The following is a 17664-nucleotide window of genomic DNA, read 5'->3' as shown; positions in this document are numbered from 1 at the left end:
CTCTCTTTTTTTATTTTCTGTTATTTGTAATCCATCGAACCGCGAAATCCACAATGTCTCTCTGACTCATGCAGGTAACCACGGCATTGCCAATGTTTGCTTTTTTAACACTTGCCGCTGCTTCAAAAGCTTCTCCGATTTGTTCAAAATCCTCTCCATCCACAACAAGTGTTTCATAAGTGACCCATTGCCTCGTTCCATCTACCATCATTGCGCTGCTTTCTTCTGCATACCTTTTTTCAGGATAATCTGCCATAACATCTGCAAGATGAATGGAAGTATTTTTATCATAGCCGACTCCGATTAAAAGTACTTTTCCATCCAGCCCATACAGTTTTCCAATAGGCGAACCTTCGCCAAAAATATCACATAAATCATGATTCTCTGTTAAATATTCCGCATTTGTTCCCTTAGCCGCAAAAGATCGGGCCGGATGAGCGCTTCTTTTTGCTCCAGGCCATTTTCGAAACATTTCAGCAACGGCCCCCATAGTGTTGGTTGGTGTAATATCCTTATTATAGGCCGGCCAGTTTTCCCTGATGAGCTGCCACCATTCTTCAGGCACTTCCCAATGTACTCCTGCTTTCGGGTCTAAATTTTTCCAGCTTTGGGTCGGCATCAAAAGCGTTCCTCTGTCCGTTAGCGTTTCAAGAAGCGCTTCGATAACTATCTGCGCCCCACCGCACACGAATCCTAAGCTTCCGAGAGAAACATGGGCAATGACATTGTCTCCCGCTTTTATCCCCAACTCCTTAAACCCTTTTTTTAAATCTTCTTTTAATACTATTTTTTTGTTTTCCATATATTTGCCTCATATGCCCGCAGGAATGACGAAGAGTCTTCTGTATAATTCGACAGCAAACGAATCCCCTCCGGATGTTTTGTTCGTTTCTTATTGGAAGAACTCAAATTTACCTCAATATACAGTGTTTCTGTTTCATCCTTACGATAATAGGTAAATAAATCTTTTTCTTTTCGATCGGTAAATAGTACAACTCCATAAAAGATAACTTTATGCTCCTTGCGCAAAGCCATCAATTTCCGAAAAAAGTGAAGGACAGAGTTCTCATCTTGAAGCTGCGCCTCTACATTGCAATTCTTATAATCCTCATCCATCATAATCCACGGCTCCACAGCAGAAAATCCCGCATATTGCTGATCGTTCCACTGCATCGGTGTTCTCGCATGATCCCTCGTACCTGCCAATACCTTTGCAAATGCCTCTTCTTTTTTCATGGTACTGCATAACTCATCATAAAGATTCAACGACTCCACATCGCGAAGATCCGAAGCAGACCTAAAGTTTTGATTGAGCATTCCAAGCTCCTGCCCCTGGTAAATAAACGGCGTGCCTCGCAGTGTAAGCTGGATTACAGCCAAAAGCTTTCCCAGGACATTCCGATACTGCGGGTCCGGATTTATTTTAGAAATCATGCGCGGATTATCGTGGTTTTCATAAAACAGTGATGGGTGGCAATGATTCCCGTAATTCTCCATCCAATTAATCATATAGCTTTTCAGATAATTAAGGTCATATTGATAATCATCAAAACGTGTATGCCCCGGCGTTTCCAGATGGTCAAAAGAGAATACCATGTCCAGCTCATTTCGGTAATCGGCAGTCAACAGCTTGCTCATTTCCATTCCTGTCCCGGGAGTTTCCCCAACCGAAAAAGCATTATATGGGATAAACACCTTCTCTTTCATATCATGCAGATATTCGTGAAGACGAGGTCCATAGAAATAATGTTCTACTCCATGATATCCCATAAGCTTGCCGATGCTTTCATTTCCATCCGGCAGGCCGCTGCGCTTAGAAATATAATTAATGACATCCAGGCGGAATCCATCCACACCCTTTTCCAGCCACCATCTTACCATATCGTGAATCTCATGACGCAGGTTTTCATTTTCCCAGTTTAGATCCATCTGCTTCTTTGAGAATAAATGAAGCGCATATTGTCCGCGTTCTTCTACATAGTTCCACGCGCTGCCGCTAAAAAATGATGTCCAGTTGTTAGGCTGATCCTTAAAAATATAATAATCTCCATACTTGGATTCCGGTTCATGGATAGCCTTCTGATACCACTCATGCTCATCTGAGGTATGGTTCACCACAAGATCCATAATAAGCCTCATGTCACGGTTATGAACCTCAGTTAATAACCTGTCAAAGTCCTCCATTGTTCCAAACTCATCCATGATCCTATGGTAATCTCTTATGTCATAACCATTATCATCGTTAGGAGAATCATAAATTGGTGAAAGCCAGATAGCATCGATACCCAACTCCTTTATGTAATCCAATTTACTTATGATACCCTGCAGGTCGCCAATGCCGTCTCCATTGCTGTCTTTAAAGCTTCTGGGATAAATCTGATAAAATACGGCTTCCTTCCACCAAGCTTTCAGAATGGGCCCATCATTGGTCTTTACCGTTTCATGTTCCGTATTTAAAAGGGTGAGCAGCGTATCCACGAAACCTTCATCCAATTGACTTTTAGACAGCTTCGGCAAAGCCTTTAGCTTTAAATTTCCTATGATTGGATTGGTAACTGCCTTTTTGCTTATATTCATTTGTAAGAGCACCCGATCGATAATATCCTGTCCAATCGGATTGGCATACACATCTTTGATACTACTGTTTTTTGTCAGCATAGAAACATCACTCCTGTTCTTTGTTTATTTCACCACGGGCAGCCAATTCCGATATTATGTGATCATACATCTGCTTATCAATCCTGAACTTCTTATAATAGATCAGGTAACCGGCCACAATAAAGATAAGCGGTAAAATTAACATTGCAAACTCCATAGTAAGCAGTCCTGAATCAGTAACATCCTCCGGTGTCTTAGCAGCATTAATACCGGAAACGATCAAGGTCACACCAACGATCCCATTAGCAATTGCTCCCCCGATCTTATTTATAAACGGCTGTACAGAAAAGGTGATGCTTTCATTGCGGCGTCCCAGCTTCCACTGTCCGTACTCTACCGTATCGGTCAAAAACATGAGCATCAGCAGCTGTATGAAAGCCTGACCGGTAAAAAGAAAGATTCCGGCCGCACCGATAAACAACATATTCATCGGCGAAAGGAAGAATATTATATACCCAACTACTACCAATATAGTTGCGAAGGCATATAACGTTTTTCTGCTGTATTTCTTTGAAAACAGAGGAAATACAGATAAGGCTGCCAGCTGTGAGACTCCGAGAATCGCAGCAAACACCGAATACATCCCTTCATTTTTGAAAGCATATTTGAAGAAATAGACTCCAAACCCGGTGGTAGTGCAATATCCGATCATAAATAATGCCATTGATATAGCCGTAAATAATAGTTGATCATTCCGGAATAAAATTCTGAACATTTCCTTTAACGAAGTGGACTCTTGCTTGACATTAATATTCTTATCCTCTTTCACTCCAAATACCGTAAACATAAGAAATGTCCATGTAATCAATACGATTGCTATCGCTGTAATCTGCCAGGCTTTTTTATCTCCGCCCAAGGCCCCGGTAACAGGCAATATAGCAACTACGGTTGTAAATAATCCGATATTTGCACATATTCTGGCAAAAGAACCTGTTTTCTCACGTTCCTTTTGGTCAAGTGTCAGGGACGGAAGCATTGACCAATAAGCGATATCATTGGCTCCATAGGTTAAGTCCCAGAGAAGATAGATCACTACAAACGTTATTACATATCCTGCTCCATTTAGTCCGAAATCGTGAAACAATAGCGCCGTAAGAATACCGCCAAGAATAGCTCCTATCACAATCCATGGTTTAAATTTCCCAAATCGTGAGCGAGTATTATCTACTAAAAATCCCATGATCGGATCATTTACAGCATCAAATATACGTAGTATGGTCATCGCTCCCGTCATCCACCACATAGTGGAATCCGGCAAATCCAAAATATCCGTCAGGAAGAACAGAAGATACATGCTTACAATCGTATAAAGCATATCTCTGCCAATAGTTCCAAGTCCAAACATATAACGATTATGATTTCTTTCTGTTTTTACTGCCATATTTATCCCCATTTCTATGTAACACCAATTGACAAGGTCGCACACGATTGAATATAAATGCTACCTTTGCTGTTCACTTTCCTTCTCTGTAATATACATATTCGACCCGAAATCACCAAGCATTCGTACACTTTCACGATACCCTGTCCCGATAAACTGCTCGCATAATGGTATTCCTGCCGCAAGAGCCTCTGAAGAGCAGGTGTAGGTTTCCTCGCAATCCTTCAGACTATAATGGCGGTTGGCTGCCCGCATAATTATACCATCGGGATTCAACTCCACAGGTACGACGTGTTTTATCAATCCTCCGAAACGCTGGATATAAAGCTTTTGCGGTCTTGTCCGAATGGTAAACCTTCCTTTTTTCAGTCCGATCACCTTTAGCTTGTCGCTACTTTCTGCCGCAGTGGCTAAAGTTTGAAAAAATCCTGTAAGCGCAGTCTCCTTGTCCTCTCTTACCGTTTCCCATATCACTTTGTTAGATTTATAGGATTTAATCCTGTAAAATCTTCCATATTGAAAAATCTCTCGATACTGCTTATAGAATGCAATTTGCTCTGTAATATCTTTTCTTTGCTCCGGCGTCAGATACTTTAAGTCCAACTCATACCCCAGGCATCCAAAGCAAGCTGCATGGAAACGGGTTGCAAGCGGCGTCTCACGTAAGGTTTGCTGATGGGGCGCCTGCGAAACATGAGCCCCCATGGTGGACTGCGGATAAAAATATGATAAACCTGTCTGAATCTTTAACCGCTCAATGGGATCGGTATCATCGGAAACCCAAATCTGCGGGCTATAGCAAAGCATTCCCAAGTCGAACCTATTGCCTCCGCTGGAACAGCTCTCCAGCAAAATATGGGGTCTGGGCTCGAATATCCTGGTCAACACCTCATAGAGACCCAGGATGTAACGGTGATAGAACTCACCCTGATTTTGCAACACTGCAGAAAATGCTTCCGCGATATGCCGGTTCATATCCCATTTCACATAGGAAACTTTTGCCTCATCCAGAATGCTGCTAACCTGTTCCACGATATAATCCCGAACTTCTTTTTTGCCAAGATCCAGCACTAACTGATTTCTTCCCAAGACCGAATGGCGGTTTGGCAGTTTAATGGCATATTCCGGGTGGCTTCTATACAGCTCGCTGTCCTCATTCACCATCTCGGGTTCAAACCAAAGGCCAAAATCTAACCCCATGTTTCTTATTTTATCTGCGAAAACCTTCATTCCGTCCGGTAATTTCTTAGGGTTTACCCTATAATCTCCAAGCCCCGCTTTATCATGATCGCGGCCGCCAAACCAGCCGTCATCCAGTACAAATAGTTCTATCCCCAGTTTTTTCGCATCCCTGGCAAGCCGCAATAGCTTTCCTTCATTAAAATCAAAAAAGTGCGCCTCCCAGTTATTAAGCAGTATCGGTCTCTCCTTCTTCTTATAGCCGCCTCTCACGATATGTTCATTAATAAAATCGTGCATATTATGGCTTGTACCGTTGAATCCCTGACTGCTATAACTCATCACGCATTCCGGTGTTTCAAACTTCTCTTCCGGAGATAATATCCATTCAAACATATGAGGATTGATCCCCATGCATATCCGAACGTAATCCCGCTCATTCTTTTCTACTATACTATAATGATTACCGCTATAGATCATATTGAAGGCATATACGCTTCCATAGTCTTCATTGGCATCGGCTTCTGCTAATAAAAACGCAGGATTATGACGATTACTGCTTGCTCCCGTTGTGGAAGAATTTATTGTGATTCCATAGGAAACCGGTCGCTTATGTAAGTTGGCTTCTTTAATCCAGCCTCCATCCAGGGTGTACATTTGAAAGCGCTCATCCGGCAGATCCATAGAAATGCTCATGATACGGCGGATAGTGACCGGATCATGTCCTTCATTCCTTACAACCACTCTTCTGCTGATCACATTCGTTCGCTCAAATACTGTATAATATAGGTCAATAAAAATCGGATATGCCTTATCCTTTAATGTTATTTTCAGAGTTTGATCGCCTCCACAGGCTGTAGGCAATGCTTCCATCGAGGCAGTGCCCTCTTGCACTTCATGGCCTTCATATATAAAATCGGTAACAAAGCTGCCATCAGGCATTTTAAATTCCGTTGGACTATGGCGATAATCACCCCTTCCATTGTCCGACCATTCTAAGCACATACCATCCAGACTATATACATCATCTTCCCTGCTGTAAAAAACGCTGCTGCCGACCATGATGGACCGTTTTTGAGCCAGAACATCGGCTCCATCCTCTTTACTTAACAGGTTTCCATAATAAATATGCTCCAAATGCCCGTACTTAGTCTTGCCAATAAGATAGGTGGTACAATCCGTATCTAATCGAAAGCTTGTTCCATCAATCGTAATCAAAACACGTCCCCTCCATTTGTACATTTTAAATATATTTTTAATTAATGCATCCATTTCTTATACTAATTTTACTAAATTATAGCATATAATCATCCAAATGAAAATTTTATAATCTATTCTTTTTTCAAATCTATCAAATAGTAAACTCTATACAAAAATATACCCCCGACATGTTCCATAGGAACATATCGGGGGATGGAGTTGAGTTAAAAGATAATGCACGAAAAATCAGGAAAACTCCATGGTTCAGGGCATGTAAGACTTTGTCAAACGATGTACAGCATCACAAAACTTTGGAAAGCAGAATCAGTTCCTCAAGCGCCTTGCTGTCCTCTTGTTTGCATTCCTCAATCAGCACTGCCAGCTGCTTCCTTATTTCAGGCCTGGCAAAATTCTTCAATTGCTTCTCGTTTCTCTCGTATCCTCCCAGAATCTCCGCCATGCTCCATATATTCGCTGCCACCTTGGAAAAATGCTGCTCTATCCTCCTGCAGCTATCGCTGTGCTCTTCCTCTTCCTCCGACAGCTTTTTCATATAAACGGCCGCATTGCTCCGCCCGTCCGCAAGACAGTCCATCGCATCTCCATGGCACATGAGGCGCTCTGCCAAAAGCGGTAAGACCGCATCCCTTGGAAAGTCGGCTTCGTTCAGTATCCCTTCCCTCCATGCATCGTAAGCAAAGATACCTTTCGCAAAGATCTTACCTGATTTTTTATCCAGTCGCCCGGTCATTACTCTTATTGCATTTTCAATAATTTCTTTAGTTGAGATTGGCTGCTTTATTGTCTCACCAATAGAAATTATAGCTATCGTATCGTTGTTTTCCCACCATTTTCCCGATATAAAATAGCCGGACTCATCTATCTTTACATCCCGGGCAAACTCAAGAGAATCCTGAAAAAAATTCCATCCAAACAGCGTCTCTCCATTATCCCTATAGCCGGCAATAATGCAGGCCTCCGGAGGTCCGATGATTCCGAGGGCAATACAGGGAAATCCGGCATCTATCCTTTTCTTAATAAAATGGATAAAATCATTCTTCTTATCCGAGCAATTCATACTAAGCTTTACATCACATGCGGTATTAGTTCTCGTTATGATGTGAAATTCACGCCCTAACGCTTCCACCCCCAGCTTATACACCTCCTCAGGATCGTCAAAGGTATGAATGACGTCCACATTTCCTCCGTTCCACGCATCTGCTTCCCATGTTAAGCGAAAAGCTGCTCCCGAGGCTGCCATGGAAAAATCTATTCCCACATCCTGACCTAAATAGTTTGCGCAGCTTTTCACACACATCGGATATGGCGTACATCCCCCCGCACCGTATTCTACCTTGGATATTCCATATAATACTGTTCCGGTTTCATGGTGCTGTTCATTTTTTAATTCATTTTCTTTATTCATGATATTATCACCCTTTCTTTATACCGAGTATGCCTATACCAAATGCGCCTGCACATAGTTTTATCCTTCCCACAGGCGGACGCTTTCTTCTGAAATCGGAAGGCGTAAGCCCCGTCACTCTCTTGAATGCGCGTGTAAAACTGTCGTAATTTGCAAAGCTGTATTTGGTGGCAATATCGATAATGCTCTGATTATTATATAGGATCTCATAAGCAGCATTGGAAACTTTCCGGAGAAGAATATATCGTGAAAGAGAAATTCCGGTCTTCGTTACAAATATGTCCCGTATATGTGCAATAGAAAAGCCAGTCGCCCTTTCAAGCTCCTTATAATCAATTTTTTCCTCTACCCTGTTTTCAACATAAATGATAATCGAGCTTATCGTTAAAAAGTAATCCATTCCGTGTACCGTTAATTCCCTTCATGAAGTAAGTTCAATATACCATACAAACAGAAAACTTTCTCGGCATTTTTAAGGATGTTAAGATACCATTTAATTAGTAATAATTTAAGATTGGCTGCAGTTACGCAGCCAATCTCACAAAATTAAAGTTGATTCCTTTTAGTTTTCATTATTATTAATGGCCGCCTGTGCCGCTGCCAGCCTTGCAATAGGGACTCTGAAAGGAGAGCAGGACACATAATCGAGGCCCGCATTATGGCAGAACTCCACAGAGGATGGGTCGCCGCCATGCTCGCCGCAGATTCCCAGCTTCAGTCCGGGACGTGCCTTTCTTCCCTTCTGAGCCGCCATCTCTATCAGCTGCCCTACGCCGTTGTGATCCAGCTTGGCAAAAGGATCGGATTCATAAATTTTACTCTTATAGTACGCCGACAGGAACTTGCCTGCATCATCCCTTGAAAACCCGAAGGTCATCTGTGTCAGATCGTTAGTTCCGAAGGAGAAAAACTCCGCTTCTTCCGCAATCTCATCCGCCAGTAAAGCTGCACGGGGTATCTCTATCATCGTTCCTATCTGATACCGGATGTCTGAACCCTTTTCACGTTTTACAGCCTCTGCTGTCTCCACAACCACATTCTTCACGAATTTAAGTTCCTTTTTATCCCCTACAAGAGGAATCATGATCTCCGGCACGATGTCAAAGCCTTTTTCCGACTTCACCTCTATGGCCGCTTCCATTACTGCTCTCGTCTGCATTCTGGCGATTTCAGGATAAGTTACAGAAAGACGGCAGCCTCTGTGGCCCATCATCGGGTTGAATTCGTGAAGCGCCTCACAAGCCGCTTTTACCTTTTCTACGGGCAGTCCCATCTCCTCTGCCATTTGCTCGATATCCTTTTCTTCCGTAGGCACGAATTCATGAAGAGGGGGATCTAAGAAGCGGATCGTTACCGGTCTTCCCTCCATCACCTCATACATTCCTTTGAAATCACCCTTTTGGAAAGGAATAAGCTCTGCCAAAGCCGCTTCTCTCGCCTCCACCGTTTCAGATAAAATCATCTTTCTAATCTTAGGGATCCTATCAGGCTCAAAGAACATATGCTCCGTACGGCAAAGGCCGATTCCCTCCGCTCCCAGCTTAATCGCATTGAGCGCATCCGCAGGAGTATCCGCATTAGTCCGCACCTTCAAGGTACGCAGCTCATCCGCCCAAGCCATAATACGCCTGAAATTACCTGTGACTCCAGCTTCTACTGTCTTAATATCTCCATTATAAATCTTACCGGTAGAGCCGTCCAGGGAAAGGTAATCCCCTTCCGCAAACTTACAGCCGCCAAGTTCAAAGATCTTCGCATTTTCATCGATTACGATTTCACCACAGCCCGATACACAGCAGGTACCCATTCCTCTCGCAACAACCGCCGCATGGGAGGTCATTCCGCCTCTTACAGTAAGAATTCCTTCTGCCGCATGCATTCCTTCGATATCCTCCGGAGAGGTCTCCTGACGCACCAGAATGACTCTTTCTCCTCTTTCATGAGCCATTACCGCATCTTCCGCGTGAAAATATACTTTTCCGGCAGCTGCACCCGGAGACGCAGGGAGTGCTTGTCCGATTACCTGACCGGCCTTTAACGCTTCCTCATCGAAATTCGGGTGAAGCAGCTGATCCAAGGATTTCGCCTCGATTCTCTGAACTGCCATGCGGGGGCTGATCATTCCTTCATCTACAAGATCGCAGGCTATTTGCAGTGCGGCTCCCGCCGTACGCTTACCGCTTCTAGTCTGTAAGAAGAACAGCTTGCCGTTTTCGATGGTGAATTCCATATCCTGCATATCACGATAATGAGCTTCCAAGCGGTTTGCCGTCTCTAAGAATTGCTCATAGCATTCCGGCAGTTCCTCTTTCAGCTTCGTAATTGGCTGAGGAGTACGGATTCCCGCTACAACATCCTCTCCCTGCGCATTAATCAAATATTCTCCAAAGATTCCTTTTGCTCCCGTAGACGGATTTCTCGTGAATGCCACGCCGGTTCCCGAGGTTTCTCCCATGTTGCCAAATACCATTGCCTGTACATTGACCGCAGTTCCCCATTCTCCCGGAATATCATTCATCCTGCGGTAAACGATTGCGCGATCATTATCCCATGAGCGGAATACTGCCTTTACCGCCTCCATCAATTGTCTCTTCGGCTCCTGCGGGAAGCCCTCTCCCTTTTGATCCTTATATATCTGCTTGAAACGTTCCGTTGTCTCCTTAAGGTCCTGTGCCGTTAACTCCGCATCGGTACGCACTCCTCTGCTTTCTTTCATTTCCTCCAAGACTTTTTCAAAGTTGGATTTAGGTATTTCCATGACCACATCGGAGAACATTTGAATAAACCGACGATAAGAGTCATAAGCGAATCTGGGATTTCCCGTCTTCCTGGCGAATCCCTCCACCGCTTCATCGTTCAGACCCAGATTCAAAATCGTATCCATCATGCCCGGCATGGAAGCACGCGCCCCCGAGCGGACAGATACAAGAAGAGGATTCTTCGTATCTCCGAATTTTTTCTCCTGCTTCCGCTCCAATTCTTCGAGCGCTGTAAAAATCTGAGCCTCGATCTCGGGAGCAATCTGCCTGTCCTTTTTGTAATAATCAGTGCACGCTTCTGTAGTTACCGTAAATCCTTGGGGAATCGGGAGTCCGAGCTTTGTCATCTCCGCAAGATTCGCCCCTTTTCCTCCCAGAAGATTCTTCATCTCCGCGCTGCCTTCCTCAAATAAGTACACCCACTTTGCCATACTTTTTCCTTTCTCATCCTTTTGTCATTTTTCTTTTTTGTTTCACACAGACGTAATATACCATGAGCGTTAAACGTCCATGGTATATTATAACGCCAAATGGCGCTCTTCATTCTGTGTGCAAACTCGTTTGATAATCGTAGAGCTATTATATCATATATTCCCAAAATTGCACAGTTTTTTCGATATATTTCCAAATTATTCCAAATATTTAAGAAATACGAATTAATTGTGAAATAATTAACAACAATTTACTCTTCTACACTCTTTATTTTCCCGGAGAGAAACTTATAGAATAAGGAAGCCGAGGCCTTTTTTAACGGATGGATGGAAGCCTCAAAATAATAAGGTTTATCCAGCCATTGCTTTTCCTCCCAATATTTCTTGTCTCTCGCCAGAACTTTTTCCGCCAGAATCTTTTTTACTTCAAAAGTTATCAGTTCTTTCATGCCGGGTTTATACCGGTGCATATCCATATTGAGGTATTCCACGAATCTGCTGTATTCCTTTTTTTCAATTGCTTTCTCCCGGCTGCCCGCGCTTCTTCCAATTTTTCCGGCAGGGACCGCCCCCCATTGCAGCGCTGTATCCTCCAGATAGTTTAGCGTATTCTTAAGTCCCGAACCAGCGGTAGCTGCGACGAGCAGCATAGGATTTCCACATCGATGTCATAGGCTGCAAGCTCCTCCCTTAGGTTCTCTAGGAGATGGTAGGTATTTCTCTTCCGGCTGCTGGCATGTATCGCGATAACTTTCTTTCTCATATACCGCTGCTCCATATCTGTCCTTAATAACAGACAATTTCTTTAATATAAAATTCTCTTCCGCTCAGCAGCTCGAACTGCGCCGATTGACAATTAGGGCAGACTGCACGGTTCTCCAGTATATTAAAAACTGTTTCGCATTCTCCGCACTTGCCGTTACCGGGAATAATTTCTATGTCCAGCTTGGTATTTTCCAGCATAGTTCCATCCACAGCGGCCGGATAAACATCGTATATGTACTTGGGAACCATGGAAGAAAGCTCTCCCACCTGCAATACGATAGTGTCGACTTCCTCCACTTCGTTTTCTCTTGCGAAGGCTTCCACCACTCTTGCCACTTCCATCACCACACCTAGCTCATGCAATTTTGCTCAGCTCCTTTTACTTGCTTTTGGAAAAAGCATTCTGTACTTTTTTAACCGCAATCTTTCCTTTTCTCTTAATAATAGTCTTCACTACCACCGGCTTCATGTCCGTAAAGGCAACGCCTTCTCCGTTATAAACACGCTCCAGCTTTATCGCATCGAACTTGCACTTTGTCGTGCACTGGCCGCAGCCTACGCACATGTAGGAATCCACCACCGTTACACCACAACCCAGACAGCGCTCTGTCTCCTTGCGCATCTGTTCCTCGGTAAAGGTTCCTCTTAAGTCACGGAAACTTTCCTCCGCCTTCTTGTCGGACTTAATATTTTCAGGACACTGACGCGGCGTATTGTCATAGGATTCTATAATCGCAGCCTCTTTATCCAGTTCTTTGAAGATACGACGATCCCGCCCGTATACGAGACTCTGTCCCGGATGTACAAAACGATGGATGGAAATAGCCGCCTGCTTGCCCGCCGCAATCGCGTCAATGGCAAAGCGAGGGCCTGTATATACATCACCGCCTGTGAAAATGTCCTCCTGAGCCGTCTGATAAGTAAAGGAATCCGCTTCCAGCGTTCCGTTAGGCCTCGTTACCACCGCGGAACCTTTTAACAAATCTCCTGAGAGAACAGACTGTCCAACGGAAAGAAGTACGTAATCCGCCTCCACCGTCATCGTGTCGTTTTCATCGTACTGAGGACTGAATCTTCCTTCCTCATCGAATACCCGGATGCATTTCTTAAACTCGATTCCCGTAACCTTTCCGTCCGTTGTCAAAATACGTTTCGGCCCCCAGCTATTTCGTATCTCGATGTGTTCCTCCTGCGCTTCCATGATTTCATCTTTAGAAGCCGGCATCTGCTCTCTGCTTTCCAGACAGCACTGAATCACCGAATCCGCTCCGGCACGGACTGCTGTTCTTGCAACGTCTATGGCAACATTTCCACCGCCTACTACTACGGTCTTGCCGCTTATTCTCGCTTCCTTATCCTGATTTACCATACGAAGGAATTCAATACCTGACATAACGCCCTGTGCATCCTCTCCCTCGATGCCTACTTTTCTTCCGCCCTGAGCTCCGATTGCCAGATAGAACGCATCATAGCCCTGTTTTCTCAGGTCTCCCAACGTAACGTCCTTTCCTACCTCGATGCCCGTCCTGAACTCGACGCCCATTTCCTTTATGATATCTATTTCCGCTTCCACCACGTCCTTCTCCAGACGGAAGCTGGGAATTCCCATGGTCAGCATACCCCCGAGCCTTTTCTCCTTTTCGAATACCGTGATGGTATAACCGTCCAAAGCGAGGTAATATGCACAGGAAAGGCCTGCCGGTCCCGCACCTACAATAGCGATTTTCTTATTGCTGTAATCATGGCGCTTCTTTGGGATTATGCGGTTTTCTTTATCCAGTTCCTGTTTGGCGATGAATTTTTTGATTTCATCGATAGCGATGGGAGCGTCGATATCGCCTCTGGTACACGCATCCTCACATCGTCTGTTACAGATACGTCCGCATACTGCCGGAAGCGGATTCTCATGACGGATCAGCTCCAGTGCATCCTTGTATTTCCCCTGGGATGCCAGTTTAATATACCCTTGTACACCGATATGCGCGGGACAATTGGTCTTACACGGAGCAGTTCCCGTATCCACTACGTTTTCTTTGTTAGTACGGTATTCCGGGTTCCAATGCTCTTCTCCCCATTCCATATCCCGGGGAGTTTCCCTTGTGGTAATATCGCTTGTTACCGGTTTGGAAGAGCATAGCTTCTGTCCCAGCTTCAAAGCATTAACCGGACAGTTTTCCACGCATTGCCCGCAGGCAACGCACTTTTCAGGATCTACCTTCGCCACATAATTAGAACGCACCATGTCATTATTCTTGAACATCGTTGCAGTTCTGAGAGAAAGGCAGCCGCAGCCGCAGCAGTTACAAATAGCATGGGTTTTTCCTGAACCGTCAATATTGGGAATCTGGTGCATCAGTCCGTTTTCTTCCGCACGCCTGATGATTTCAAAGGCTTCTTCTCTCGTGATCTGACGCCCTCTCCCCGTCTTGATATAGTACTCCGCAGCATGGCCCATCTGGATACACATATCTTCCTTCAGATGTCCGCAGCCTTCACCCATGATTTCACGGTCAGTACGGCAGGAGCAGTCGGTAACAGTAAAAATATCATTTTCATTCAAATACCTAGATACTTCTTCATAGGAAGCGCGGCGGGTATTTCCATCAATCGCCGTTTCTATGGGAATAACGCGCATAAGTCCTACACCCGGAGGGAAGGAGCCGGCGCTCATAGGTCCTCTTACACGTCCATAGGCTTCCATGGCATAGCCGATGATCGGATACTTTTCCACATTTTCCCTGCTGTTTACAATCATTTCCATCGTTCCCGGAATCCATGTCTCCGCCCAGAATATATCTTCTCCATCCCTGGTATTTACAAAGCATACACCATACTGTGCCAGCTTCATCAGCTGTTCATGGCAATAGTCCTCCGGTTTGTTTAATAGTTTAGCAATTTCTCTGGTAGTTCGTTTTTCGCAAACACCCAGTCCCAAACCCACCTCAGCCATTTCGTCATTTACTCCGGCTTCGAGGATGATGTATTCCGGGTCATCCCATTTATAGGCATTCTTAGCCCCCGGCTTTTTACGTCCGATATGATTTGCGAGAGCCAGTACCTTTTCGTTATATTGGCATTTATACCACTCGGGAAAAATCATTTTTGTAATATCTTTCATCTCATTTAACCTTTCGTTACTGTTCACTCCGTTCTCAGCAACGCATGATTTCTGCATGTAAATCCGCTCTGCTAAGCAGAAATCATCTCTTGAATCACGTTCTTATGTGAACAGTAATAACCTTTCTTACGACCGCCATTTTTTAGTCTCATTATAAAGCCAGTCAGCAAAGTCCTTTATTCCCTCTCCCGTTTTTGCGCAAACCGGAATGACCTGAATATCCGGGTTTAGTTTCTTGGCCCGCTCTATGCAGACCTGTAAGTCAAAATCAAAGTACGGCATTACATCTATTTTGTTGATCAGAAGTACATCGCAAATACTGAACATCAAGGGATATTTAAGCGGTTTGTCATCTCCCTCGGGCACGCTTAAGATCATAGCATTCTTTACCGAGCCGGTATCGAACTCCGCCGGACATACGAGGTTGCCTACATTCTCCAAGATTGCGAGATCCACCTCTTCCGTTCCCAGGCCTTCCAGCCCCTGCTTCGTCATATCCGCATCCAGATGGCACATGCCGCCCGTATGGAGCTGAATGACCTTCGCTCCCGTCTTTGCGATCGCAGCCGCATCTACGTCCGAGTCTATGTCAGCCTCCATTACGCCGATGCGCAGCTTATCCTTAAGCAACTCGATAGTACGTGTCAGTGTGGTCGTCTTACCCGCACCGGGCGAAGACATAAGATTGAGTAAAAATATCTTTTCTTCTTTTAATTTCTGCCTTAGTAAGCCGGCTTGTTTATTGTTATCTTCAAATACACTTTGTTTAATTTCCAGTACTCTATATTCTTTCATCTATGCTGCCCTGCTCCTTCCAAAGTACGGCATTGTTTTTATTCTGCTAAAGCTGCGATTTCTTTATATTTTGCGATATCCGTGTACAATTCCGCCTTATAAGGATTGCGTTTCGTCTTAGCTACTTTATAAATCATATAAACCAATACCGCAATGTTAACCGCCATTGCAAGGAAGCTTACGATAAAGTAAATGGTCGTATTGTAGGTCGAAGAAACGGAGAACATTCCCGTATCCTGAAATGCAGGAAACGTCTGGGCAAACATACACCAAAGCGCAAGCGTCTGAGCGCGGTGCTGAAGCCATGCACCTTTTCCCAGGGTAAATGCACAAAGAGTAGGCGCGAGCAGCAGTGCAAAGCCGCAGTACCATGAATGTCCCGGGAGACAATTATATGTATATGCGAAGTTCCAAAGATCATATGCTATAATCCAGAACCAGAGCATATCGGGCCAGATCATATCTCTGCTCTTATCCTTAGCCGTCGCTTTTCTTATCTTGATGCCGAACCATCCGGTGATCGTGATGATGTTCAAAATACCTGCAATCGCATTCATGTAATTCCAAGGTCCGCCGATCACATACTGCGCGTCATCCACTAACATTCCGCCGCCCACATAATTCATTCCTACCTCCAGATCGCGGGCTATCGCCTCACAGATATTGATCGCAAGAATCAAAGGGGGGAAACACAGTGCAATTTTGTTCTCGGAAAGTCTCCACTCTTTTCCCGTCTTCTTGTTCGTTCCGTGAAGATGACGGATACACCAGAAGCCGATACAACCGGCCGTGGAGGAATATACCTTCGCAAGATGGAACCAATCCGTATAAGTGGTATCAGATAAAACCGTAAACCACAGCACGGATAAAACGGCGGGAAGTACGACAAAACATACGATTCCCATTACCTTGTACCTTCTGGACACCTCATTCAGTGCAAATAAAGCTGCAAAAACCACTAACCACATGAGCCACGACGTTAAGCCGGTTGCTCCCGCCTCATAATTAAATGTAAACATATCTCTCACCTTTCCTTTGTTATGCTGGTCATACCAGCACTTATTTTTCGTTCTCTTCTTGATATAAATTTATCATTGTTACGGAAAATAGTCAATTCTTTATATACCTTTCTACATTATACTAAAATTTTGTTATTGATTTTAGTCATTTCGTACAATATAATGTTAGAATAACCAATTCTGGTATGTGGTCAAACCAGTATACTGTATGGAGGTCAGGTTTATGGAATTTCAAAAAATAAGCTCCCCTTCTCTTAGGGAGCTGTTCGTAGAGCAATTAGAGCATATGATTTTATCCGGCAAGCTGGGAATCGGGGAGAAGCTTCCGCCGGAAAGGCAGCTTTCAGAAGCTATGCAGGTCAGCCGGGCGGTGGTCAACAGCGGTATTACCGAGTTGGAAAAAAAGGGCTTTCTCATCGTAAAACCCAGAGTCGGCACCTTCGTCGCCGACTACCGTAGGACTGGGACTCTCGATACTCTGCTTTCTATTATGAAATATAATGGGGGAAAGCTGAGAAATGATGAAATAAGATCAATTCTCGAAGTCAGAATTGCCTTAGATACCCTTGCCGCGCAGCAATGTATCAAACGCATTACCAATGAAGAGGTTCAATTATTGTTGGAAAAAACAGAGCGCATCCGGGATGCCGCCTCGATCGCCGGGGCATCTCAGGCTGCGTTCGAATTTCAGCATGAATTCGCCGTATTGTCCCAAAATGCACTGATACCTTTAATCTTTCAATCCTTTAAGGCTCCGGTATTCACGCTTTGGGAACGTTTCTGCACGCTGTATGGAATCCCCGCCCTATATCAAAATACTTATAAGCTCTGGTCCTTCATTCATGACCGGGATATAGACGGAGCCGTCCACTGGATTGAGCACTCCGTAGGGGAAACCATAAACGGCAGCCGCAAAATTTATTACGAATAGCA

Annotated in this window: 13 protein-coding genes; 1 reads left to right on the top strand and 12 read right to left on the bottom strand. The window is 44.4% G+C overall.

Annotated features, from left to right (window positions below):
- Positions 1-10: 10 nt before the first annotated feature.
- From V6984_RS07385 to V6984_RS07330, 12 genes are all read right to left on the bottom strand, one after another.
- A complete protein-coding gene (locus tag V6984_RS07385; protein ID WP_342759142.1) occupies positions 11-802 on the bottom strand; it encodes an AAC(3) family N-acetyltransferase in 792 nt (263 codons plus the stop codon).
- Positions 784-2658: an alpha-glucosidase gene (locus V6984_RS07380; RefSeq protein WP_342759141.1), complete on the bottom strand. Its 1875-nt coding sequence runs from the start codon at positions 2656-2658 to the stop codon at positions 784-786. Before V6984_RS07380 ends, V6984_RS07385 begins: the two co-directional genes overlap by 19 nt.
- A gap of 7 nt (positions 2659-2665) precedes the next feature.
- Positions 2666-4039, bottom strand: a complete 1374-nt coding sequence (locus tag V6984_RS07375; protein ID WP_342759140.1) for a glycoside-pentoside-hexuronide (GPH):cation symporter — start codon at positions 4037-4039, stop codon at positions 2666-2668.
- Between the two features lie 60 nt (positions 4040-4099).
- Positions 4100-6436: an alpha-galactosidase gene (locus tag V6984_RS07370; RefSeq protein ID WP_342759139.1), complete on the bottom strand. Its 2337-nt coding sequence runs from the start codon at positions 6434-6436 to the stop codon at positions 4100-4102.
- A 283-nt stretch (positions 6437-6719) separates the two neighbouring features.
- The gene (locus V6984_RS07365) at positions 6720-7844 is read right to left on the bottom strand and encodes a hypothetical protein (protein WP_342759138.1); all 1125 of its coding nucleotides are present in this window, start codon (positions 7842-7844) and stop codon (positions 6720-6722) included.
- Positions 7845-7851: 7 nt separating this feature from the next.
- Complete coding sequence (locus V6984_RS07360) at positions 7852-8244, bottom strand: AraC family transcriptional regulator (RefSeq protein WP_342759137.1); 393 nt, start codon at positions 8242-8244, stop codon at positions 7852-7854.
- Between the two features lie 162 nt (positions 8245-8406).
- Entirely contained in the window at positions 8407-11034 is a 2628-nt protein-coding gene (ppdK, locus tag V6984_RS07355) for a pyruvate, phosphate dikinase (RefSeq protein WP_342759136.1), read from the bottom strand.
- Between the two features lie 251 nt (positions 11035-11285).
- Positions 11286-11684 (bottom strand): hypothetical protein, encoded by a 399-nt coding sequence (locus V6984_RS07350; protein WP_342759135.1) that lies wholly within the window; start codon positions 11682-11684, stop codon positions 11286-11288.
- 136 nt (positions 11685-11820) lie between these two features.
- Positions 11821-12162, bottom strand: a complete 342-nt coding sequence (locus V6984_RS07345; RefSeq protein WP_342759134.1) for a hydrogenase maturation nickel metallochaperone HypA — start codon at positions 12160-12162, stop codon at positions 11821-11823.
- Between the two features lie 16 nt (positions 12163-12178).
- Complete coding sequence (locus V6984_RS07340) at positions 12179-14974, bottom strand: FAD-dependent oxidoreductase (RefSeq protein ID WP_342759133.1); 2796 nt, start codon at positions 14972-14974, stop codon at positions 12179-12181.
- Between the two features lie 69 nt (positions 14975-15043).
- The gene (gene hypB, locus V6984_RS07335; protein ID WP_342759132.1) at positions 15044-15712 is read right to left on the bottom strand and encodes a hydrogenase nickel incorporation protein HypB; all 669 of its coding nucleotides are present in this window, start codon (positions 15710-15712) and stop codon (positions 15044-15046) included.
- Positions 15713-15750: 38 nt separating this feature from the next.
- Positions 15751-16731, bottom strand: a complete 981-nt coding sequence (locus V6984_RS07330) for a DUF5692 family protein (protein ID WP_342759131.1) — start codon at positions 16729-16731, stop codon at positions 15751-15753.
- Positions 16732-16954: 223 nt separating this feature from the next.
- Between V6984_RS07330 and V6984_RS07325 the strand changes: the two genes are divergently transcribed.
- Positions 16955-17662 (top strand): FadR/GntR family transcriptional regulator, encoded by a 708-nt coding sequence (locus V6984_RS07325; protein ID WP_342759130.1) that lies wholly within the window; start codon positions 16955-16957, stop codon positions 17660-17662.
- Positions 17663-17664: the final 2 nt, after the last annotated feature.

Origin of the sequence: Kineothrix sp. IPX-CK, assembly GCF_039134705.1 — a bacterium.
Taxonomy (GTDB): Bacteria; Bacillota; Clostridia; order Lachnospirales; family Lachnospiraceae; genus Kineothrix; species Kineothrix sedimenti.
Note: the sequence above shows the minus strand (reverse complement) of the source record. Positions and strands in the feature narration are given on the sequence as shown.